We start from the raw sequence: 21,681 nt of genomic DNA, 5'->3' as shown, positions 1-21,681 counted from the left end.
TTCCTCTGACTTTATGTCCGGCGTTTGGCCAGGGCAGTATCAAGAAAACTGACAATCCAGGACACCACCAGTTTGTCATCCACCGGTTGCGATAACGAGTCGATGCCTTTTTCATAGGCTTCTGCGGCGTAAAGCTGCTGCCGGGCTGTCATCAGATCTTTCACATAAGCTTTCGTGAACTCAGGATGTCCCTGTATGCCCAGAAAGCAGGTCTTTATCTGGATCATGGCAAATGGACAAAAATCACTGCCTGCCAGCACTCGGGCCTCGGGAGGCAACAGACTGATCTGGTCCTGATGGCTGACCACAAGAGAGACTGTTGGCCCGGCGCCTTTCATCCAGCCGGCTTTTTTCTTCACCGCATGGCTGTTGACACCGATGCCCCTGCCTCTGCCGGATGTCACCACTTCGCCACCCAGCGCCTTTGCCATCAGTTGATGACCAAAACAGATACCCACAAAAGGCTTGTTCTCTTCATACAGCCTTTCAATGAACGCCATTAAATGTCCGATCCAGACAAAGCCGTCATTGGCGCCGAATTGACTGCCAGAGGTCATATAAGCATCGCACTCATCAACATCTTTGGGGTATTCACCGTCAATCACACGGTAGAAAACCAGGGTGATTTGTTTTGAATAATCATGAAACAGAGTGGAAAACATGTCCCGATAGTTACCGTGAGCGGCCTGAAGCTCAGGCGCCACATCGTCACACAAGAGCACGCCTAATCGCATTGTTGTCTCTCCCTGTCAGTACCGTCGCGAATTAAATGATTTCGAAATACCGGGCAAGTTCCCAGTCTGTGACCTGCTTTCTGAATTCGCGCTCTTCCCACTCGCGTGTCGCGGCAAAATGCTCAACAAACGCCTCTCCCAGCAGGGAACGGGCCGCGTCGGAGGCCCTGAAACGCTGCGCGGCTTCCCACAAAGTGGCTGGCAGCGCCAGTGCGGCAGGTTGTGGCTGATCATAGGCATTGCCTGCCACCGCTTCCAATGGCTGCCATTGATTCATGATGCCGTACAGGCCTGACGCTACAGCCGCCGCCAGTGCCAGGTAGGGGTTGGCATCTGCTGCGCCCAGCCGGTATTCGATACGCTGGGATGTCTCATTCCCCGGTATCACCCGCAGCGCCGTAGTGCGGTTTTCAATGCCCCATGTCGCGTGCGTCGGCGCCCAGAAACCGGGCACCATACGGGTATAACTGTTGATCGTTGGGGCAATCATGCACAAAAACTCGGGCATCAAACGTTGCTGGCCCGCCAGAAACTGCCGTTGGATTGTGCTCATGCCATGTGTTTGGCTGGCATCAAAGAAAGCGGATTGACCGTTTTTATGCTGGAGGGAAACATGAATGTGACCGCTTTGGCCGGGATAGTACATTGACCATTTCGCCATGAAGGTCGCCAGCAAATCCCGACGCTGCGCCAGCACTTTCATGTAGGTTTTAAACAGCGTGGCTTTGTCTGCTGCCGCTTCTGCCTGATCAACGGCAATCGCCGCTTCAATCACACCCGGTCCGGTTTCGGAATGAATACCCTCAATGGGGAAATCCATAATCTGGCCCATCGCCAGAATGTCGTGATACAGCTCGCTGTAGACCGAGTTGCGGATCATGGAATAGCCAAACCAGTCCGGTGTGACAGTTTGCAGATTGCGGAAGCCTTTTTCCCGCGCCGAATGCGGTGTTTCGCGAAATAAAAAGAATTCATATTCCAGCGCGGCCTGAACCTCAAATCCCAGTGCCTCCGCTTTTGCCAGCACTCGTCGTAACACCCCGCGTGGGCACACAGCTTCAGCCGTACCGGTAAATTCAGCAATAAAGAGCAGCATGCCCTCTTCGTCCAGCACATCACGACAAGTATGCGGCAAGATACGCACGGGGGCATCCGGATACCCGGTATGCCAGCCCGTATACCGGGTATTGTCATAGAGCTGATCGTTCGCATCCCAGCCCAGCACCACGTCGCAAAAAGAAAACCCCTTCTCCAGCGATGCAAAAAACTTGGTTTTGGACATATATTTGCCGCGCATGATGCCGTCATTATCAAACAAACCGACCTTGACATGGGTCAGGCCACGCTCTTCGACAATTGCTTTTGCATCGGCCACGGATTTCACTGCTCGCGCTTCCATCATCAGTCTCACCCCCTTTGCTCAACCCGCAGAGCAGCGCCGTACAACAGCTACGGTTCGGCTCTTACATTAAGCTTAGATGCGATTTTGCAACATACTGAGTTTCAGGCAGTTTTGAGAGGGAAATCTGAATCAATCCCGGCGCCTCGCGCGCTGTCGTCAGGCAGTATCCCGCAAGGCATCAGCCAAGCCCGGCACCTCGTGCCATCAGTACCGCCAGCAAGGGAATCACAAGCAGCAGTAATAACTCCAGGCGGATAAGAATAACAATGACAGGCGGCACCGGAATGGTTTCGCGGGTTGTGCGTCTGTGCCGGTAAAAGAAAACGGTCGGAAACACCGACAAGGCGGCCACTATCAGAAACAAGGTCACTTTGGCATGAAAGACCGGATTCGCAGTATAAAAATCGGCAGGTTTGCCCACCAGAAACCACAGTGCCAGCCCGGCCAAAAGCACAACCACCGCTGAAATGCCATAGACAGCATCCAGCCTTGCCAGACGATGCATTTCCTCGGCTGTCAGACGGCGTTTGATCAGCATATGCTCGACCACCAGCACGGAGAAGAGTGCAAAAATGCCGATAAAGTGGAAATAGCGAATCACGATTTCGAACATACTGGGTCCTTATTGTGGCAAAGTGCGAAAAGTAAGCTATGCATTTATGTTATTAAAAAGTCAGCGATTTTCTGATAGGTAGCGCCACACTGGCTCGGCACTAACGATTCAAGATTAAGGTACGCGTGGATCATGTCATCAAGATGAAAATGTTCGGTATCGATTCCCAGCGCAGACAGTTGCTGTACATAAGCCACGCCTTCATCCCGTAACGGGCAGAATTCAGCCGTGATCATCAGCGTTCGGGGCAGTTGCGCGCTCTTAGCCATAAACAAAGGCGAAGCGGCCTGCCTGTCCTCGCCATGCTGAAAATACTGATCAAAATACCACTGCATTTTATCCTGCTGGAGAAACAGCCCTTTGCCGTTTGTGGTGACCGAAGGCTGGCTCATGGTGTAATCCAGGCTGGGATAAATAAGCACCTGATTGTCTATGCTAACGTCGGGATGACCCTGATAGTCAGCACTCAGCGTGGCCGCCATCGCGCCGCCCCCGGAATCGCCAACCAGTGTCAGAGCCGGTAAATACGCGAACTGATGCTGCTCAAGCAAAGGCCAGATTTGCTCAATAACAATGCTGGCATCCGATAATCCGTTGGGATAGGGCCACTCAGGCGCCAAACGGTAATCAACCGACACCACAATGTGTTGCGTGGTTTTGGATAGCTTCCGGCAGATAGGATCGTACACAGCCACACTGCCTGCCATGTGGCCGCCGCCGTGCAGAAAAACAATGACAGGCAACGGCCTGTCAGGTGCGGGATGATAAATACGGACAGGAACAGCCTGTGTGTGCTCAGCGACGCAGGTGTCGAGCACTCTGGCTATGTGGGGCGAGTCAGTCACACAAGTCGCCGTCAGGCTCGACAGGCCGTCCCGTATGGCATCAACAGTGGCAACGTAGCCAGATTGCATCAGTTGCGCCAGCCCCTGATGGTAGGCATCCAGCCAGATTTTCAATCCATTATCCAGTTTAACCATGACTTAGCTGACTGACTCCTTGCCGTTCAGATTGAAGAGCGGTTCATTAACTTAAGGTATCCAGATACACAGGTGCCGGACCGCAAAACACATATTTCGCTCTGCCAGTTGCTTTGGCCTGACAAAGCGCCCGATCCGCTCTGGCTATCATGGCATCAATCATCTGTGCAGGTTTGACAAACTGCGACAGCGCGTTTTCATCAACCTGCCGGGTTTTCAGATGACAGATACCTACACTGGCCGTCAGTTTTTCATCAACCAGCGCAAGATTATCCAACCCGCTCATTAGGCGATCACACACCACTTCAATACCCGCTCTGTCGGTATCGACCAGCCAAATAACAAATTCCTCACCGTCATACCTGGCCACAAGATCGTAGCTTCTCAGATTAGCAGTGATCACTTTTGCAAATTCAATCAATACCTTGTCACCCAGCAAATGGCCGTAGGTATCGTTTAACCCTTTAAAAGAATCAATATCAATCAAGATCAACGCAGCTTCCTGCTGGTGCTTGCTGCGGCGAAAATAGTTAACAGAGCGCGACAATTTTTCAATGAAGGCACGCCGGTTCATCAGCTTGGTCAGCGGATCGGTCGAGGCCATTTCTTTGAGTTTTACATTCAGTTCCCGTAATTGGTTTTCCTGCATTCGCCTTACCAGCTCGACTTCTATCCAGCTCGCCATCAGCTGCAGCGCATCAATATCCATTGCTTTGAATGCGCGGGGATAAGGGGCCGGGCTGGAAAAATTCAGCGTTCCCCAGGTCACTCCGCCCACATGGATAGGAATAGCAACATAGGATTCAAGCCCAAAGTGCCGGTAGGCTGGATGACTTCCCAATATATCGCTGTTACCGACATGCTCAACGGCAACGACGCCGTTCGATTCGCAAGTAACAGCGCAGTACGTCATACCAAATTCAAACTCATTGCCTGGCATAAGCGGCATGTATTCCGGGCAGATACAATGACGTATGGTGTAAGTATCACCTTCCACCTGCGCCAGAATGCCGATGTCCAGATTGAATCGCTCCAGTCCCAGCTGAATAAGCGCATTAATCTGGAAATCAAAGCCTTTATCGTACGACTGGGTAATTTCATGTAAGCGGCGAATCACATTTTCGCTTTCAGAATATTCAGTGTGCATACATTCCCTTGCTCTGTTCGCGGCATCAGACCCAGTGGCTATGGCTGATAACTAATAGCGGATAACAAATGACTAATAACTGATGGCGAAACCGCACTCAGTCAGACCAACATACCTTCGGTATAAAACAGACGGCCTGCGTAAAGACAGATAAGCAACTAATTACTCATAAAACATTAAGACACAAATGTTGAGCATTTTCTATCAGCCGCACCAGGGTTCATTGTCACTGATATCGTCAAGAATAGCCTTTGCTGACCATTCTGCCTGAAGATGTATCGATTTTTAGACCCAGGGCATGGAATCCACAAGCCTATGAATACGCTGCCTATACTGAGGGAATAAGGGAGTATAGACACAACAGGCAGGAGGCATTTGGTTACTCAATATACAGCCCTTAGATACGGAGTATTCGACAATGCATCAAACAGTCTCTTTTATGTTGTCAGGCTCATCCCTACTGCTGTCCTCTCTGATTTTAGTGACGTCCGGCGCTCACGCCGCCGATACTTCATTTTCAGCCGGCAAGAAACTGGCGCTGCTCAGCGGTCAGCAACCCATCTACTCACCACAGGTAAACATCGAAAAGCGCACAGGGCGTATCACCAGAGAAGAATTAAAAAATGGCGTGATGGACAGCCGTCACTATGTCGACATTGACGACTACCTGGCCAGACAGAGCAAGAGCAATGCTGCAGTCCCCCCGGATCGTCATTATGTGGTTAACAGCATTCGGGTCACCCGACCTTACGGCAGCTGGTATGCTGGCTACGGACAATATCGAACGAATCAGGAAGCCATCAACTGGCTGGGATTCACCGCCATTCACTTCGAGCTGCTAAACCAGCTCAATGAACACCAGCAACGGCGTCATGAACAAGCGCAGATAACGGCCACCACATCGCCGGTGGGCCGCACTGTACAATGGCAGGATGGCACCGCTTCTGGCTCGGTAAAAGCAATGCGGGAAGGCACAACCACCAGCGGCCGCTATTGCAGGGAGTTTCAGCAAATGGTCACAGTGAACGAGACAACAGAAACCGCTGTCGGCACCGCCTGCAAACTGCCGGACGGCACATGGGAAGTGGTCTCTACCGGCTAGCTAACTGCCATTTTTGATGCGGCACCGGTCGGAGCTGGATAAACAGCCGACGCCGCTACTCCAGCATCAGAGCCGCATAATAGACCAGACAGGCCAGAATACTCATGGCAGATCTGATCGCATGCAACCTCCCCCAGTGCTCTAGCAGCATGTAGGTTGAGCTGGACTGTTTTTTAAGCGCCGGCGACTGAAGCTGTTTATTCAGCGGCATGATCATCAGGTACGTAAAAGGGATCACCGCAGCGATCAGCGCTCCGCCCAGTAACCACAACATTGAACTGCCCAGAGCCGCCGTCGTCACCGCAGACAATGCCGAGCATAAAGCAAGACTGAGCTGCATTCTGGCGGCCCGGCGATAGCTGCGAGTAAATTCAGTCGCCGCCAGTTCCGCACCGCATTCCAGTCTGGCGGGATGCTCGACAAGACTGATATAGCAAGCCGCACCGCAAAACAGACTGGCACTGAATGCCGCCAGAGCACCGAAAAGTTCCGCGCCAGTCACCACCAAAGACATCATGGCTTGCGCTATTTTTTCAGCTTAAAGGCAACAATATAGTCCCCAAGCGTTGTGCCGATTGAACCATGTCCTCCGGCCACAATCACCACCATCTGCTCGCCCTGGCTATTGAGGTAAGTCATAGGTGTGGCTTGCCCACCGGCAGGCAGGCGGGCTTTCCATATTTCTTCACCGTCGCTGAGATCATAAGCACGCAGATAGTTATCAACTGCGGCCGCCATAAAGACAACGCCGCCTTTGGTAATGATCGGCCCGCCTATGCCGGGGACGCCCATTTCGATGGGCAGCGGCAAGGGGGTCAAATCGCGAATTGTCCCGTTTCTGTGCTTGTAGACAACGTTGCCCTGGCTCAGATCAGCACCGGCCACATAGCCCCAGGGCGGTTGCTGACAAGGCACGCCCAGCGGTGACAGGAAAGGTTTGAGGCTCACGGCGTAATCGGCGCCTTGGTTGGCATTCACGCCATGTTCACCCACGTTAACCTCACCCAGTGACGCACTGCTGTCTTTCTTGATCAAGGTGGAAGTAAAAGCCAGATAAAGCGGCATACCGAACATCACCTGCCGCTCCGGATCCACGGCTATCCCACCCCAGTTAAAGACACCGAAATTACCGGGAAAGACAATAGTGCCCTGCTCAGATGGCGGGGTATAGCGGCCTTCATAACGCAGCTGGCGAAACTGAATACGGCAGTAGAGCTGATCAATCAGCGTTGCGCCCCACATGTCTTTCTCTTCCAGCGGCGGCGGATTAAAGTTCAGCGCCGACTCAGGCTGGGTCGGAGAGGCAAAATCGCCATCAATCGTTCCCTGAGGCGCTGCCACTTCGGTGATCGGATGGATTGGCTCGCCGGTCTGCCGGTTCAGTACATAGACATCGCCCTGTTTCGTCGGAACAACCAGGCCGGGCACCAGACCGCTGTCGGTCTGAATATCTAACAGGCTGGGTTGGGCGGGGGTATCCATATCCCACAGATCATGATGCACAAACTGCTGTACCCAGGCGGGCTGGCCATTATCCAGGCGCAATGCCACGACCGAAGAGGCGTACTTCTCTTCCTCTGGGGTGCGGTACATACCCAGCTGATCCGGGGTGCGGTTGCCCATGGGGATATAAATCAAGCCCAGCGCTTCGTCTGCACTGGCGACAGACCAACTGTTTGGTGAGCTGGTGGCATAGAGTTTGTCTTTGGCAATCGGCTGAGTATCGGTTGGATTGGCCGAATCCCAGTTCCACTTCAAGGCCCCGGTTTTGACATCGTAGGCACGGATAACACCGGATGGCGAGTTGATGTCATAGTTATCATTGACTGAACCGGCCACGACCACGACCCCTTTCGCCACCACAGGCGGAGAGGTGGAGTAATAATAGCCGGATTTGGGGAAGGGCATATTGTGCAGTAAGTCCAGCACTCCGTCTTCAGCGAAGTTTTTACAGCGTGCGCCGGTGGCCGGATCCAGCGCTATCAGCCTGGCATTTGAGGTCGGTAAAAAGATCTGCGCATCGCAGTCAATACTGGCTAATGTTTCCGCCGCACCGGAACCGGGCTGCGACATCATGGCCGGTTCACCCGCCTGAGGCGCGAGATAAGACACCCCGCGGCAAGTCTGGTGCTGGCGCTGATTGTCCTCACCGACTTTCGCGTTATACACCCAACGCTGCTGGCCGCTGTCGGCATCCAGTGCCACCAGCCAGTTATGGGGAGTACATAAATACAAGGTATTGCCGATTTTCAGCGGCGTGGCCTCATAAGTAAACTCGCCGATATCCCCTTTTCTTTTCACATCACCGGTTTGGTACTGCCAGGCTTGCTCTAACTTACCTACATTCTGCGGGGTAATAGTCTCCAGCGGCGAGTAACGCTGTCCCAGATTGCTGCGGCCGTAGCTGTACCAATCCCCTTCAGGCACCTGTCCCAGTTTTGGTGTCTGAACAATCGTGGACGTGTTGAGCTGGCCTTCCAGCGTGTGGGGATCGTTAAACATGCTGCCCAGCGTCACCAGTGCGACTAACCACCAGTACGCGGTCAGACGACTGATTCTGGTACGCCCCATCAGACGGAAAGAAAACAGCAGCGGTATACCTAATACCAGCAGTAATCCCATCCTGCTGGCCAATGGCCACCAGTCATAACCGGACTCCCACAGTGACCAGATCAGCGATGCCAGCAAAAACAAACCGTACAGGATCTGCGCATTGCCCCGTTTGGTTCTGACTTTCGCAGCAACCAACAAAAACACTACGCCCGCAATGGCAAAGTACCAGCTGCCGCCCAGGGAGATCAGCCACAGGCCGCCCCCAAAAAGCACCAGCCCGATGAGGAGATACAGAAATGCGATGAATCCCATGCGCCTCTTCCTTCTTAGTGTTATTCGGCAAATTCGGACGGTGAGCAAACGGGTTACTGACACGCTGACCGTACCTAAAAAAGCGTAGACTATGTGGAAAAGAAGTACTGAAATTCAATCAGATGTGACTAAGAAAATAGCGTTCAATGTTGTCATGCAAAAGCGGTAGCATTCACAGACCATCACTCTTTATTCAACAGCAACCACTCTTGCCGGGTGATTCGGTACAGGCAATGCTCCGCCAGTGAGTGATCACGCGGCAATTTGGGATGCATAAAATTTTGCTGGCAATCAGACATGCCCAGCTTCTGCATCACACGCCGGGAAGGCTGGTTGGCTAACGTGGTAAACGCATAAACAGCAGGTGCCTGCAGCTCGTCAAACGCATAACGCAAGGCACCTTGTGCCGCTTCTGGTGCAAACCCTTTTCCCCAGTGATCAGCAGCCAGTCGCCAGCCAATCTCAATAAACGGGGTGTTAGGGATATCAAGGTCCTGATAATGCAAACCGGTAAGGCCAATAAACTGGCCGGTGTCCTTTCTTTCTACTGCCCAAAAGCCCCAGCCATTATCCTTAATCAATGATGTGGCTTTGTGTGCAAGCTGAACGCTTTCATCTTCACTCAGGGTTGCAGGAAAATACCGCATCACGTGCGGGTCTGCACACATGGCGGCAAACGGCGCGTGGTCTTCCTCTTGCCATTGCCTGATGATGAGCCTTTCTGTCTGAAGCTGACAAACATCTCTCTTTAGTATTTCAATCATTGGTTATCTGCCTGTGTTTTGTGTGGCGATCACAGCCATGTGATCACTTCGGTGAATTCGCGTTCAGCAATTTAGCCATATAAATTTCATCAACATACTTGCCATCCACCCGCATGGCGTCTCGCTTGATCCCTTCTTCGTCAAACCCGGCAGCCTTGTAAAGATGACGTGCGGGGGCATTATGTGCCATCACCGTCAGCTCCATACGGTGAAAATCATGATGACATGCCCACGTTTCTAAAGACGCCATCAGTTGCCGGCCGACACCCTTACCCTGAGCACTTTTTTGAATGCCAATGGCGCAGTAAAGCGAATGCCTGATGCGGTTCATTTTACCGCCCACCCCGACGATAAAGCCGATCACTTCGCCAGCCTCGTTTTCGGCAACGAACATGGTTTGTTGATTGGAATCCACGAATTCCGACAACTGCTTTCTTTGCTGCTCTGCCGTCAGCTGTCGCTCTCCGGGTTCAAACAGCATGAAAGCTGTCTCTGTATCCAGTAAATGGAACAGTGCCACTAATCCTTCGGCATCATGCAACGTAGCCTTTCTGATGATCATGCTTACCCCAGTTATCTATCTTTCGACGGCCTACTTCAACTGTCTTCATTCCGCCGTTTTGCATGCGCCCGCTATCTTACTACCGCACCAGATAAACATAAATGCACAGAAACTGATCGCACTTAAAATATTCATTATTGAAATACACCATTTCAAAACATGGCAATTTCACAGAAGGAGATGATCTATATGGATTTATTTATCAATTGATAAAATAAGAAAATATAACTTTGTGCAGAAGATTAAATTTTTGTCATTTCGACCTGCTTAATTTTTTTCCTGAATTAGACTTGTGGGAGCTTGGTCAAAAATCAAACAAATCGTTACATTCATTTTCTCTAAAACAGTGGTATGGATTGCAGTTCTAAGGGAGGAGCAATGAGAAATCAGTTTCTCAAGCTTTTTGTATTGTTGGCTGGATTTGCACCGGTAATCGCGAGCGCTTCCCATCAGGATCCATTGAAACAACCCTTAGCAGATCGCGAACTATGGGCTGCTGAGCTGACTTCACAGAACGTGTCCTATTGCTTCAATCCGGCCTGGCGTCCATATGATTACCATGAGCACGAGCAGCACAAAGGCATTTTTGCTGATTATCTGCACCTTATTGAGCGTTATCTGGGCGTCACTTTCCATCCCTATTTAACGAGCAGTTGGAGTGAGTCCTTAACCGCCCTGCAACTCGGCCACTGTGATTTTATTCCGGCTATCAGCCAGACCCCGGAGCGGGAAAAGTACCTGTCGTTTACCTCACCTTACTATCAGATTCACAACGTGCTGGTCGCCAAGGCGGATAAACCCATGCTGACCTCGTTGGCTGAACTGACCGGACAATCCATTGCCGGGCCAAAGCACACCGCTGTGATGGTCAGATTACAAGAGACCCACCCGGAGATTCAGCAAGTCTATGCCGCCACGCCTTTGCAGGCCATGCAACTGTTAGATACCGGGGAAGTGTACGCCTTTGTCGCCCCGTTAGATTCGCTGATAGATGAACTGAAAGAGGATGTCTTTCGCAAAAAGATCATTGCCAAGCTCGACTTTTCCCTGCCTATTGCTGTCGGGGTCAGGCTGGATAAGCCCGAGTTGCTCGCATTAATGAACATGGCAGTGCAATCTATTACCCCGGAAGAACATAGTGAGATTTCCCGAAAATGGACACAATTCACTATTACAGAGCCTCATCATTTCACAGATATTTATCGCTGGTCTGCCGTTTCAGTGGTGATTATTCTGGTGCTTGGCTACTGGATAACCCGGTTACGCGGCGAGCTAAAACAACGCAGCCAGACTGAAGCAAGGCTGAGACACATGGCCAATCATGATGCGCTGACCAATCTGCCCACCCTTCGCTACGCTCAGGAAAAAATCGACAGTGCCATCCTGCGTTGCCAGCGCAACAATACCAACATGGCATTAATGTTTGTCGATCTGGACGGGTTTAAAGATGTGAATGACACCTTCGGCCATGATGCCGGAGACAAACTGCTGAAAGCCGTGTCTATCAGGCTGGTGAACTCGCTGAGAGATACCGATACTGTGGCCAGAATCGGTGGCGATGAATTCATACTGATACTGGAAAATATCGCGACGACAGATACAGCCACAATGCTGGCAGACAAAATACTCGCCATGTTCAGCCGTCCTTTCATGCTGGCAGAAAACCCGCTCCATCTCGGCGTCAGCATAGGCGTGTCAATGTATCCGTCACACGGCACGACCCGAGAATCGCTGCTGAAACATGCTGATCAGGCCATGTACTGTGCGAAGAAAAACGGCAAAAATCAGTGTCAGTTTGCATTGGCGCAACAGTAGATAACCGCTGAAAAAGTCTGACCGTCCTTCGCTGTATCCGAAAGGATCAACAGTGGAAGCACCGCATTCGTTGATGTATATCAACTAACCGATACAGTTAAAATGTGATCAATATTTAAAAGATAATCAGAATGCTGTAACATTCGCGCTGCCGTATTAATGAAAGCCATAATAAGTGCAAAAAGCATAACAATCACAGAGTAACCATGTTTACTTCTTCTTTATAAGTATTCAAATGCCTTTAACCTGTAAAAACTGGTTCCTTATTCGTTTTGCCACTCGGTATAGACATTTTCTGCTGGCAGTTTTACTGGGGCTCAGCGTCTTAGCCTTCGGCTTGGGCGGCATCTACCTGCATGGCAGGGGTAATCTGGAAAACCTTGTCGAAGAAAAAGCCACCATTGCGAGTGCACTTTTCCAGAACACCATTGATGAGGCCCATACTGCCATTAATAAGGCCATTCCATTGCTCGGCGCCGCCTGTACCCCTGCAACCGCCGAAGAGTTAAAGCGCATTTCCGTGCTCAGCCCTAACATTCGCACCATTAATTTAGTCAAGGATGATTACATTTACTGCTCATCCCTGTTCAACAGGACATTAAATAAGAATGCTGACACCCACATTTCAGTCAACAATCGACTGTTTCTGGCCACGCATAATTATTTCAACCCAAATGAAAAAATTCTTTTTCTCAGGTCAAACGTCGGCGATAGGTATGCAATCGCAAGTATCGATGTCCATTACATAACAAAAACACTCAAGACTATCGGACAGAAAATTCCGTTAACAATAACGTTAAATAACCAGCAGAAAGTGACCTACAACACTTTTTACTCTGCGACAAAAGACGGCACATTAATCGCCCTGAATTCCCGGGATGATGAGTTCACCATTTCATCTCGGATAAGCCAGCAAATGTATCTGGATTACATGCTGTCGCATTTGTACATTTCAATGTATCTGTGCGTCATTATTGCCATTGTCATCGGCATCAATGGCTATCGCCAGTTCAAACGCCCGCGCTCACTGCAAGAGGAGTTACGGCGGGCGGTAGAAGAGAATGAGTTTCTGCCTTACCTGCAACCTATAGTGAACCATCAAGGCAGGATTTGCGGCGCGGAAATATTAATGCGTTGGCACCACCCGAATCAGGGTTTCATCATGCCAGACTTATTTATCCCTCTGGCAGAAGACACCGGCCTGATTAATATCATGACGACTCAGGTGCTGAGCAGCGTGAAATCTTATTTACTTCAGAATCATCAATATCTGCCCGACGGCTTTCACCTGGCCATTAATATCAGCCCAAGCCAGTGTAATGATCTGCTTTTCTATAAAGACTGCCTGAGTTTCATGTCCGCCTTTCCGGAAGGAAAGGTAAAACTGGTCGCTGAACTGACAGAACGAGAGTTTATTAAAGACACAGGAAATGCCGCCATCCTGTTTGAGAAGCTGCATAATCTGGGGGTGCAGATTGCGCTGGATGATTTCGGCACCGGTCATTCATCGCTGGCCTATATCAACCAGTTCAACATCGACATCATCAAAATTGATAAGAGCTTTACCCGCCTGATTGGTTCGGTAGACATGCCGAGCCATATCGTAGATAACGTGGTTGATCTGGCCAAAAGACTGAACATAGATGTGGTTGCAGAAGGGGTGGAAAACGCGACACAGGAAGCCTACCTCAAGCAGCACAACATTCAGTTCTTCCAGGGCTATCTTTACGATAAACCCCTTCCGCCGGCGGTTTTCATAGAGAAGATGCAGCAGCAAAGCGACATCCAGGCACGCTTACAAGCTGATCCTTCACTGAATGGCTAACGAATCAAGCAGGGAGCAAACTCCCTGCTGTTTATTAGCATCCGGTCAACGCTACACCTTGAAATAGGCCAGGTGCTGGTTAAGTAATTCAGACACTTGCGCCATTGCCTGACTTTCCTGAGCAAGATTCATGGACGATTCTTTCATCACGTTAGCAGACAGATGAATGCTGCTGACATTTTCATTCATCTCATTGGCGACTATGCCTTGTTGTTCTGCCGCAGCCGCTATCAGCACCACTCTGTCGGTGGTCTGATTCAGATCAGACACCATATTTTCGAAGGTGCTCCGGGTTTCCAGCGCAACATCAACACAGCTTGCCGCCTGAAAATGACTCGATTGCATGGTTTTACTTGATTGCTCAGCAATACTGGTCAGTCTGTCGATACTGGCCTTAACCTCTGAGGTAGACTGCTGAGTGCGGCTGGCAAGATTCCTGACTTCATCGGCAACCACTGCAAATCCGCGTCCCATCTCACCGGCTCTGGCCGCTTCAATGGCGGCATTCAATGCCAGTAGATTGGTCTGCTCCGAAACATCCTGAATCACGTTCACCACAGCATGTATATCTTTTACCCCTTGTAACAGCTCATTGACGAAGCTGTCTGCATGGGTGATGTTTTCGGCCACCGACTGGATATTATCGCTGGTGGCTTTCATACTGACACTGCTTTGCTGAGCCTGTTCAGCAACGTGAACTGTGGCCTCAGAAGTACTTTCTGCATTCTGGGCGACATCGTTAATGGTGGCCGACATTTCATTCATCGCCGCCGACAGTTGCTCAAGCTGTACGTGCTGAGATTCGACGCTGGTTGCCGTTTCCTCACTGGCACTGGCAATCCGGCCTGCCATTTCACGCGATTGCTCCGCTGACTGACTGGCCACTTTGAGTGCCGCCTGCAGTTTATCCAGCATGCGGTCGACTTCGCGCCCCATTTCACCAATTTCATCCTGACGCTTTTTATTCAGCCTGACTTTCAGATCGCCGTCTGCGATAACATGAATTTTTTCGACCAGCGCAGTGAGCGGTGTGACAATATCGTGTGCCAGCAGATACCCGATCAATGCCAGAATGATCACCGCGACGGCCGCAAAAACCGATGCCTTCGCCAGATTGCTGTAGAAAACATCGTCGATATCCGACACCAGTACGCCCGAGCCGACTATCCAGTCCCACTCAGGAAAATACATTACATAGGATATTTTTTCGTGCAGCCGGCCATCCGGCGCCCGCCAGGTATAATCCAGAAATCCCTGGCCTGTTGCAGAGGCGATATTCGCCATTTCACGCCAGTGATACCTGCCAGAGCCATCGCGGATCGTAGAGGCATCAGCCCCGTTCAATTCCGGCTTTAACGGGTGAATAATGACTTGTTGCCTTGGGTTGGTAATCCAGAAATAGTTATCACCATCATACCTGAGCTGTTCAATGGCCTTCAGTGCCATACTTTTCGCCCGCTCTGCGCCTAAATCCGGTGTCTGAGCGGCAAAAAACGCAATGATACCTTGTGCGGTTTCAACCTGCGCACGCAGCTTATCCTCACGCTCACTGAATGAAGCGCTGCGCTGCTGCGCCAGATTATAAATACAGACAGATACAATAATCCCGGCGGCTATTACCACCAGTAGCTGCAGCTTTATTTTTATTGATATATTTCCAAGTTTCACGTGATGTCCCTGCCAAAATAAGCAACAAAGCACGTATTTTGCAGCAGGGAATCCGGGGAAGAGTTATCTGAAATCAAAGAAAGTTGAAACTCTATGCCTGGCAGGCATTAAACGTAATGATATGTGACACACATCATATACAAATCACTCAATCTCCTGTCACTGGCTAAGCAGAAGTCTGTCGAAGAACGTAAAGAAGACGACAGACACAATGACCTCTGTGCCTGCCGGTATCGACCTCAAGGCTGCGCAAGCCCCGGCTACTGAGCCGGGCTGAAACGGGTCGCCTCAAAGCTGTTCAGTAGACGGTGGATCAGGTATGTCACCAGTAAGGTGGCAACTATCGCGAAGAAGATACTGCTGACACGGTAAAGTGCACTGAACACCAGATCATTCCCCGGGGTCAGGTATTGCCCGTACAAAATGCCCAGGGTGGTCAGTCCGCCAAAGCCGGCGCCTGAGCCGCTGGATTCCTTGACATGCATATAGCTGAACAACATAGCGCCTATCCACAGCAATGGAATGATCAATACCAGCATCCCGGACCAGTCATACAATAACAACTGCCCTGCCATACCAAAGGCGACCCCCATGATAGTGCCCATCGCCCGTTTACGGGCATAACCCAAAGCACCGTTCCAGTGCATCGGAAAAAGCAGTAACAAGGTGGTTGCCTGCGCTGACATCGAATCATTGAGATCAAAGATCTGAAAAACCAGAAATGACAGTGTGGCAATACTGGCGCCCATCAGTGCTTCATGGCGCATCCGGTGAGAACCTTTAGGTTCACTGGGACGCGCAGGTGGCTGACGAGGTTCGGCGTCGGGGATCAAAAACGTCATCAGATAAGCAATCACCACCGACAGCACATTGGCCAGCAGGTTGCTGAAGATCAGATCATTCAAATCTGAACTCGGGTAACTGGCAAAGTGCAGCATAATGCTCAGGCTGAGCACGCTGTTCGCCCCGAACAGGAAGAGTGTCCCTTTGGACATACAGGCAAATTTGTACAGAAAAAGCACGAAAGCAATCATGGTCATCATGCCTGGATGTCCGCCAAAGAATCCGCCTAAGATCCCCACTTCCAGTCCGCACACTATCGCCGCAGCCAGCAACTGACGCGCGGCGTGCGCACTCATCACAGGCACCATACCCAGCAACAACATAGGAGTGACAGTAAAAAAGACCCCGTAGTTCCAACCGAAGATTTTACTGATCGTGAAGCCGAGTGTGGCACCGGTTGCGATTCGCAGGCACTGGCGGAAATCGTTTTCCGACATCGGATGATCCCATAACTTCATGGCACCTCCCGCTTAATAAATGTAATGAAGAGTGCTCAGGAATTTAATCTGAGCGTGAGCCATCCAGGCGAACAGGCCGCTGTCCGGAACCAGCTGTACCGTGGCACGAGCACCGGCGGGTAACTGTTGCGGCGATTCCCCTTCAATGTTCAGATGAAGGCGCATTCGCTGGGCATCCCGCACCCATCGGTTAGACTCTGTCGGCGTGGCAAGACGGCCATTCGCATCAAACTGGCCGGCACTGACACCCGCATCCAAACTGCTGATGCGTGCGCTAAAGACCTGACCGGGCTGACTGTCGAAAGCAACCAGCGCCTGACTGTCGTTACTGAAATGTCGCAGGCTCTTTTCCCGGAAGTCGGCAATGATATCGACATCCGTTGATACCAGCGCCACCAGCGGATTACCGGCTGCCGCGTAAGCGCCTTGCTCCAGCTGGAGGTTGGTAATGACGCCATCACGCTTGGCTTCTACACGGGTATAAGACAGATTCAGTTCTGCCTGCTGCAGCTGATTTTTCGCCACACGAATGCTCAGATTTTTATCGCTGATTTCGCCCCGGCTGACTTCCAGCTCTTTTAAGCGCGCTTTCGAGGCAGACAAATTCGCTTTGGCTGCGATAGCAGCACTCTGGGCATCATCGCGCAGCTGTTGTGAGGTCCCGTTGCGATGAAACAGTGTGCTCAGTCGCTGCGCTTCGCGCGTTTTCTGTTGCAAAATGGCTTCATTCGCCGCGACTTCTGCCTTTGCGGCCAGAATAGAGGCATCCAGCTGGCTGTTATTCTGGATCACTTTTTCCAGATTCAGACGCGCTTGTTCGACAGCCAGCTTATAAGGGGCCGGATCGATAACAAACAGCACATCGCCCTGATGGACAGCCTGATTATTATGCACATGTATTTCGGTGATCGGGCCGCTCACTCTGGGAGCGACTTTGGTAACAACCCGGGTCGCCATCGCTTGTGGGGTCAAAGGCATGGCCAAGTCGGCCATCAAAAAATAAGCAAATACCAACACAAATGCGAAACAGGCGTATTTAATCCAGCGGGCAAATTTTTGATCAGGTGTCATAGAGGTTTATTTCTCCTTGGGATCGTTATTGTGTTCTTTATTCAGAGAATCCAGCGCATTGTGGGCAATCTGCTCCAGAATTAAGCCCAGCTTCTGTAATTCCTGATCGTTAATATGGGACAGCAGTTGTTTACGCACCTGCATGATGCGCGCTTCCATTTGGGTGAGCAGTTGCCGCCCTTCTTCCGTCAGGCTGACAATCCGGGCACGCTTATCGCTGTCGCAGCAACGCCGTGTGATCAGCGATTGCTCTTCAAGCTGCTTCAAGGTGCGCATCAACGAGGCCAGTTCGATTTCCAGCGCTTCAGCCAATGTTTTCTGACTAACGTTATCGCCCAGCCGCTGCAGTTTCCACAACGCTGTCCAGCGCGGATGAGTGAGGCCCAAAGGGGCCAGTTCACGGTCTGCCACCATCTTCCATAAACGGGAAACACGGCTGAGCTGCTCAGCTAACGGCAGATCGCGAAGAATGTTGATATCTTGAATCATGGTGCTTCACCAAATTACTTAGCCTGCTAAGCAATATAATATAGTTAGCAGGCTAAGTAAATAGTCTGTGAGTTCAATCACACATTTTCTGTACGAGCATTTAGACGCAGCGTAAATAGCCGACGCGAAGGCGGGATAATCTCACCAAGCAGCAAGCTAACCATCAGCAATGGTCTGGCTTCAGCCTCAAACTGCCTTGAATAAGGCGCCCGGAGTACCTAATCTAACCAATAACAGTGGCCGTTTGACGAAGAGCAACACCATCGCACAAAGCCCAATCCCATCCACATGCTTCCTTGCCAATAAAGCCATAGTCGAATGTTTTCAATCGCTCAACCAGATGAAAACGAGGGAAAGATCTGATGAAAATTACTTTTCTTGGTGGTACTGAAACGGTGACGGGATCCAAGTTTCTGTTGGAGGCAGGGCGGACCAGTGTGCTGATCGATTGTGGTCTGTTCCAGGGCTATAAGTGGTTGCGGGAGCGCAATTGGCAGACATTGCCAATGGACATAGAAAAGCTCGACGCGGTTCTGTTAACCCATGCTCATCTCGACCACTCTGGCTATCTTCCTGTGCTGTACAAACACGACTTCCGCGGACCGGTATTTACGCATCACGCGACCAAAGATCTGTGCCGGATTCTGCTGGCAGACAGCGGCCATATCCACGAGGAGGACGCCAGATATTACAGCAACCACAAATTGGGAAAACATGAACATCCTGAACCGCTCTACGACAGACAAACCGCTGAAGACTGTATGGCGCTCTTTCAGTCGGTGGATTTTGACGAACCGGTCGACGTCGGGGATATCCGTTTTTATCTGCAACCGGCGGGACATATTCTCGGCGCTGCCAGCATTATTGTCGAAGCAGAAGGAAAGCGCGTGGGTTTCTCCGGCGATGTCGGGCGTTATCACGATGTGCTGATGATGCCTCCCCGCCCGCTGCCTGCGCTTGACCTGCTCTTGATGGAGTCCACTTACGGTAATCGCCTGCATGATCCAAAAGACCCTTTTGAAGAACTGGCTGAGGTCGTGAACCAGACGGCGATGCAGGGAGGCGTATTACTGATTCCTGCATTCGCTGTGGGACGGGCGCAGGCTTTGCAACATATGCTGGCCACTTTGATGCAAAAAGAAAAAATCCCCCGAATTCCCGTCTATCTTGATAGCCCGATGGCCATCAAAGTATCGGATATTTTTTGCCAGTACAGTAAACAGCACCGGCTCAGTCCCGACGAATGTCATCGAATGTGCAATGACATCATCTATATCCGTACCGTGGATGAGTCGAAGGCAATAGAAAAGCAAGCCTTCCCTCACATCATTATTGCCGGTAGCGGGATGGCAACCGGGGGGCGTATTCTGCACCACTTTAAACGTCTGCTCAGCAGTCCCAAAACTACTGTCCTATTTACCGGTTATCAGGTGGGTGGTACCCGGGGCGCAAAAATGCTGGCAGGCGTTGAGACGGTGAAAATTCACGGCGAATGGATACCGCTGCATGCCTCGGTGAAAATGATTTCCAGCCTGTCCGGTCACGCGGATTACCTAGAGCTTACCCAATGGTTACAGCAGTCGGCACTGGCGGAAAAAACACCCATTCAGCTTATTCACGGCGATCCTGAAGCCCTCGAAGGGCTGCGCGTGCATTTACAGGAACAGACAAAATTTACCGTCGATGTGGCGGGTTACTGGAGCATTTTTCGCCTGTAGCTGCCGGGTGAATTCGATGGATGAGAAAGCGAAGGCCATAACAAACAAAGGATTTGTCTGAAAACAAAAACGCCAGAATGCGTCAGAGCGCAGACTGGCGTTGTGTGGTGAACTAGCGATTACAGCAAGCGGTTGAATTCAACATCATATCTTTCATTTAGACTATCCGTAATATCGAGCGTCAACGTCTTCCCATCTTCTGATACGGTCACAGAATGAATCATGGATGGAACTCCATTGTCATGCAGAAGAGATGGACCTGAACCGTCAAAAATCAGGTCTAGATTGAGTACACCATTTTCAAAAGTGTACTCGCCAAATTCGGAACCAATATCTCCTTTCTCGCCAGACTCTACCTCACCATCAACGAGCTGAACCAAGACAAACTTATTATCGTTACGGAAGTTAAAAATAACATGACCGCCATTGTCTTCCTTCAACTCCCAACTGCCGACAATGCCATTGCCAGGCGTCGCTAAGCGGGGGAAGGTTTCATTATTGGTCGCATCATCACCTTCTTCAGGATCTGGGTCCGTCCAGGTCAGTGCGAGCGACGCGTCAGTCACCACGAAATTGGTAATGACATCGCCGCTGTCCAGGCCGCCATCAAATGCATCGCCCGTTTCACCCACCCCACTAAAGTTTTCCCAGTAGAGTTTCTTCCCTTTGAAATCAGTGCCTGACAGCTTGACAGTACCATACTGGAAGCCCTGCCAAACACCGTCACCTTCCTCCTCATATTCAGCCACCAGATAATAGCCATTCGGGAAAATGTTCACCAAACCTGTATACCCTTCGCCACCATCATCTAAATTAAACATCCCTTTCAGATCAGCAGTCGCTGAACTCAGGCTTTCTTCAAAGTGGGCTTTTGCTTCAGCCTCATCTGGCAGGTCGCTGGCAGATTTACCTGCCTGAGACAGAAGCGCTGTGACATTGGATTCATTAGCAAAATCAGCGGGCGCAACATTGAAGTTAATTTGAGATGCGGTGTTTTTCACTGTTTCGTCAATGGCAATACCATTCGAAGGGTCACCGTCTGTATCCAGGGTCATCAGCAGGCGGACAATGTTCACCACAGCGTTATCATTGATATCCTCTGTGCCTGCCAGATCCAATGGTGTAATCACATTCCCGGCATCCACAGAGGTAAAGCTGTGACCACCCATTTTAAAGATCACTTTTTCACCCGGCTTATAGCTGAATTCGCCATTTGCATTGGTGGTACCGCTTTGTGTGGCGGTGACATAGTCCATACCTTGTACCGCAGCGTCAATCAAGCGACCGGTTGATACATCACCGGATTGCGTTTGATCGCCACCGGAAGAATTGTTGTTGGCTGTATCGTTACTAGAGCTGCCACCGCCACAAGCACTGATCGCGAAACCCAGTGCTGCCACAATCGACAAATTTAATAGTTTTCTTTTCATTATTGCTGTCCCTCTGCATATGTGTTTTTTTGCTTTTATAGTATTTTGATTTCCCGAATCCAAATACAGGCATGAAAACTGAGACACTCAACGATTCGCTATTATTAATATATTAAACATTCATTTCAAAAGCATTAATCACCACAAACTCAATTATTAATGAAAGATTTAACCAACCATGTCAGCAGCAAAGAA

At 50.6% G+C, this 21,681-nt stretch carries 18 protein-coding genes; 4 read left to right on the top strand and 14 right to left on the bottom strand.

The window, feature by feature from the left end; translation table 11 throughout:
- Positions 1 to 11: 11 nt before the first annotated feature.
- The 5 genes from P0Y67_RS14065 to P0Y67_RS14045 form a co-directional block, all read right to left on the bottom strand.
- Entirely contained in the window at positions 12 to 734 is a 723-nt protein-coding gene (locus P0Y67_RS14065; protein ID WP_342392360.1) for a glutamine amidotransferase-related protein, read from the bottom strand.
- Positions 735 to 765: 31 nt separating this feature from the next.
- A complete protein-coding gene (locus tag P0Y67_RS14060) occupies positions 766 to 2,136 on the bottom strand; it encodes a glutamine synthetase family protein (protein ID WP_342392359.1) in 1,371 nt (456 codons plus the stop codon).
- A gap of 178 nt (positions 2,137 to 2,314) precedes the next feature.
- Positions 2,315 to 2,749, bottom strand: a complete 435-nt coding sequence (locus P0Y67_RS14055) for a DUF2214 family protein (RefSeq protein WP_342392358.1) — start codon at positions 2,747 to 2,749, stop codon at positions 2,315 to 2,317.
- Positions 2,750 to 2,793: 44 nt separating this feature from the next.
- On the bottom strand, positions 2,794 to 3,729 hold the full coding sequence (locus P0Y67_RS14050) for an alpha/beta hydrolase (RefSeq protein ID WP_342392357.1): 936 nt from the start codon (positions 3,727 to 3,729) through the stop codon (positions 2,794 to 2,796).
- A 46-nt stretch (positions 3,730 to 3,775) separates the two neighbouring features.
- Positions 3,776 to 4,876 (bottom strand): GGDEF domain-containing protein, encoded by a 1,101-nt coding sequence (locus tag P0Y67_RS14045; protein WP_342392356.1) that lies wholly within the window; start codon positions 4,874 to 4,876, stop codon positions 3,776 to 3,778.
- Positions 4,877 to 5,294: 418 nt separating this feature from the next.
- Here P0Y67_RS14045 and P0Y67_RS14040 point away from each other — a divergent pair, with 418 nt between their 5' ends.
- Positions 5,295 to 5,978: an RT0821/Lpp0805 family surface protein gene (locus tag P0Y67_RS14040; protein ID WP_342392355.1), complete on the top strand. Its 684-nt coding sequence runs from the start codon at positions 5,295 to 5,297 to the stop codon at positions 5,976 to 5,978.
- A gap of 55 nt (positions 5,979 to 6,033) precedes the next feature.
- Here P0Y67_RS14040 and P0Y67_RS14035 read toward each other — a convergent pair whose 3' ends face one another.
- The 4 genes from P0Y67_RS14035 to P0Y67_RS14020 all read right to left on the bottom strand — a co-directional run bounded on the left by P0Y67_RS14035 (position 6,034) and on the right by P0Y67_RS14020 (position 10,169).
- Positions 6,034 to 6,495 (bottom strand): DUF1772 domain-containing protein, encoded by a 462-nt coding sequence (locus P0Y67_RS14035; protein ID WP_342392354.1) that lies wholly within the window; start codon positions 6,493 to 6,495, stop codon positions 6,034 to 6,036.
- Positions 6,496 to 6,503: 8 nt separating this feature from the next.
- The gene (locus tag P0Y67_RS14030; protein ID WP_342392353.1) at positions 6,504 to 8,843 is read right to left on the bottom strand and encodes a membrane-bound PQQ-dependent dehydrogenase, glucose/quinate/shikimate family; all 2,340 of its coding nucleotides are present in this window, start codon (positions 8,841 to 8,843) and stop codon (positions 6,504 to 6,506) included.
- A gap of 182 nt (positions 8,844 to 9,025) precedes the next feature.
- On the bottom strand, positions 9,026 to 9,607 hold the full coding sequence (locus P0Y67_RS14025; RefSeq protein ID WP_342392352.1) for a GNAT family N-acetyltransferase: 582 nt from the start codon (positions 9,605 to 9,607) through the stop codon (positions 9,026 to 9,028).
- A gap of 43 nt (positions 9,608 to 9,650) precedes the next feature.
- Positions 9,651 to 10,169, bottom strand: a complete 519-nt coding sequence (locus P0Y67_RS14020; protein WP_342392351.1) for a GNAT family N-acetyltransferase — start codon at positions 10,167 to 10,169, stop codon at positions 9,651 to 9,653.
- Positions 10,170 to 10,547: 378 nt separating this feature from the next.
- On the opposite strand from P0Y67_RS14020, the gene P0Y67_RS14015 reads away from it, so the two are divergent.
- Positions 10,548 to 11,984, top strand: coding sequence for a diguanylate cyclase domain-containing protein (locus P0Y67_RS14015; protein ID WP_342392350.1), 1,437 nt, complete (start codon positions 10,548 to 10,550; stop codon positions 11,982 to 11,984).
- Between the two features lie 235 nt (positions 11,985 to 12,219).
- Entirely contained in the window at positions 12,220 to 13,809 is a 1,590-nt protein-coding gene (locus P0Y67_RS14010) for an EAL domain-containing protein (RefSeq protein WP_342392349.1), read from the top strand.
- A gap of 51 nt (positions 13,810 to 13,860) precedes the next feature.
- Here P0Y67_RS14010 and P0Y67_RS14005 read toward each other — a convergent pair whose 3' ends face one another.
- From P0Y67_RS14005 to slyA, 4 genes are all read right to left on the bottom strand, one after another.
- Complete coding sequence (locus P0Y67_RS14005; protein WP_342392348.1) at positions 13,861 to 15,477, bottom strand: methyl-accepting chemotaxis protein; 1,617 nt, start codon at positions 15,475 to 15,477, stop codon at positions 13,861 to 13,863.
- A 260-nt stretch (positions 15,478 to 15,737) separates the two neighbouring features.
- Positions 15,738 to 16,778, bottom strand: a complete 1,041-nt coding sequence (locus P0Y67_RS14000) for a DUF2955 domain-containing protein (protein WP_027252474.1) — start codon at positions 16,776 to 16,778, stop codon at positions 15,738 to 15,740.
- Between the two features lie 12 nt (positions 16,779 to 16,790).
- Positions 16,791 to 17,849, bottom strand: coding sequence for an HlyD family secretion protein (locus P0Y67_RS13995; protein ID WP_161442920.1), 1,059 nt, complete (start codon positions 17,847 to 17,849; stop codon positions 16,791 to 16,793).
- Positions 17,850 to 17,855: 6 nt separating this feature from the next.
- Positions 17,856 to 18,338, bottom strand: a complete 483-nt coding sequence (gene slyA / locus P0Y67_RS13990; RefSeq protein WP_342392347.1) for a transcriptional regulator SlyA — start codon at positions 18,336 to 18,338, stop codon at positions 17,856 to 17,858.
- Between the two features lie 362 nt (positions 18,339 to 18,700).
- Here slyA and P0Y67_RS13985 point away from each other — a divergent pair, with 362 nt between their 5' ends.
- Positions 18,701 to 20,056, top strand: coding sequence for an MBL fold metallo-hydrolase (locus tag P0Y67_RS13985; protein ID WP_342392346.1), 1,356 nt, complete (start codon positions 18,701 to 18,703; stop codon positions 20,054 to 20,056).
- A 119-nt stretch (positions 20,057 to 20,175) separates the two neighbouring features.
- Here P0Y67_RS13985 and P0Y67_RS13980 read toward each other — a convergent pair whose 3' ends face one another.
- Positions 20,176 to 21,573, bottom strand: a complete 1,398-nt coding sequence (locus tag P0Y67_RS13980) for a hypothetical protein (RefSeq protein WP_342392345.1) — start codon at positions 21,571 to 21,573, stop codon at positions 20,176 to 20,178.
- Positions 21,574 to 21,681 lie beyond the last annotated feature (108 nt).

Origin of the sequence: Photobacterium sp. SP02 (genome assembly GCF_038519165.1) — a bacterium.
Taxonomy (GTDB): Bacteria; Pseudomonadota; Gammaproteobacteria; order Enterobacterales; family Vibrionaceae; genus Photobacterium; species Photobacterium halotolerans.
The sequence above is the reverse complement of the archived record's forward strand: the minus strand, read 5'-3'. Positions and strand labels throughout refer to the sequence as shown.

Excerpts from the sequence above, each read along its gene's own strand:
- P0Y67_RS14065 (WP_342392360.1), bottom strand. The coding sequence starts at position 734 with ATGCGATTAGGCGTGCTCTTGTGTGACGATGTGGCGCCTGAGCTTCAG.
- P0Y67_RS14060 (WP_342392359.1), bottom strand. The coding sequence starts at position 2,136 with ATGATGGAAGCGCGAGCAGTGAAATCCGTGGCCGATGCAAAAGCAATT.
- P0Y67_RS14055 (WP_342392358.1), bottom strand. The coding sequence starts at position 2,749 with ATGTTCGAAATCGTGATTCGCTATTTCCACTTTATCGGCATTTTTGCA.
- P0Y67_RS14050 (WP_342392357.1), bottom strand. The coding sequence starts at position 3,729 with ATGGTTAAACTGGATAATGGATTGAAAATCTGGCTGGATGCCTACCAT.
- P0Y67_RS14045 (WP_342392356.1), bottom strand. The coding sequence starts at position 4,876 with ATGCACACTGAATATTCTGAAAGCGAAAATGTGATTCGCCGCTTACAT.
- P0Y67_RS14040 (WP_342392355.1), top strand. The coding sequence starts at position 5,295 with ATGCATCAAACAGTCTCTTTTATGTTGTCAGGCTCATCCCTACTGCTG.
- P0Y67_RS14035 (WP_342392354.1), bottom strand. The coding sequence starts at position 6,495 with ATGATGTCTTTGGTGGTGACTGGCGCGGAACTTTTCGGTGCTCTGGCG.
- P0Y67_RS14030 (WP_342392353.1), bottom strand. The coding sequence starts at position 8,843 with ATGGGATTCATCGCATTTCTGTATCTCCTCATCGGGCTGGTGCTTTTT.
- P0Y67_RS14025 (WP_342392352.1), bottom strand. The coding sequence starts at position 9,607 with ATGATTGAAATACTAAAGAGAGATGTTTGTCAGCTTCAGACAGAAAGG.
- P0Y67_RS14020 (WP_342392351.1), bottom strand. The coding sequence starts at position 10,169 with ATGATCATCAGAAAGGCTACGTTGCATGATGCCGAAGGATTAGTGGCA.
- P0Y67_RS14015 (WP_342392350.1), top strand. The coding sequence starts at position 10,548 with ATGAGAAATCAGTTTCTCAAGCTTTTTGTATTGTTGGCTGGATTTGCA.
- P0Y67_RS14010 (WP_342392349.1), top strand. The coding sequence starts at position 12,220 with ATGCCTTTAACCTGTAAAAACTGGTTCCTTATTCGTTTTGCCACTCGG.
- P0Y67_RS14000 (WP_027252474.1), bottom strand. The coding sequence starts at position 16,778 with ATGAAGTTATGGGATCATCCGATGTCGGAAAACGATTTCCGCCAGTGC.
- P0Y67_RS13995 (WP_161442920.1), bottom strand. The coding sequence starts at position 17,849 with ATGACACCTGATCAAAAATTTGCCCGCTGGATTAAATACGCCTGTTTC.
- slyA (WP_342392347.1), bottom strand. The coding sequence starts at position 18,338 with ATGATTCAAGATATCAACATTCTTCGCGATCTGCCGTTAGCTGAGCAG.
- P0Y67_RS13985 (WP_342392346.1), top strand. The coding sequence starts at position 18,701 with ATGAAAATTACTTTTCTTGGTGGTACTGAAACGGTGACGGGATCCAAG.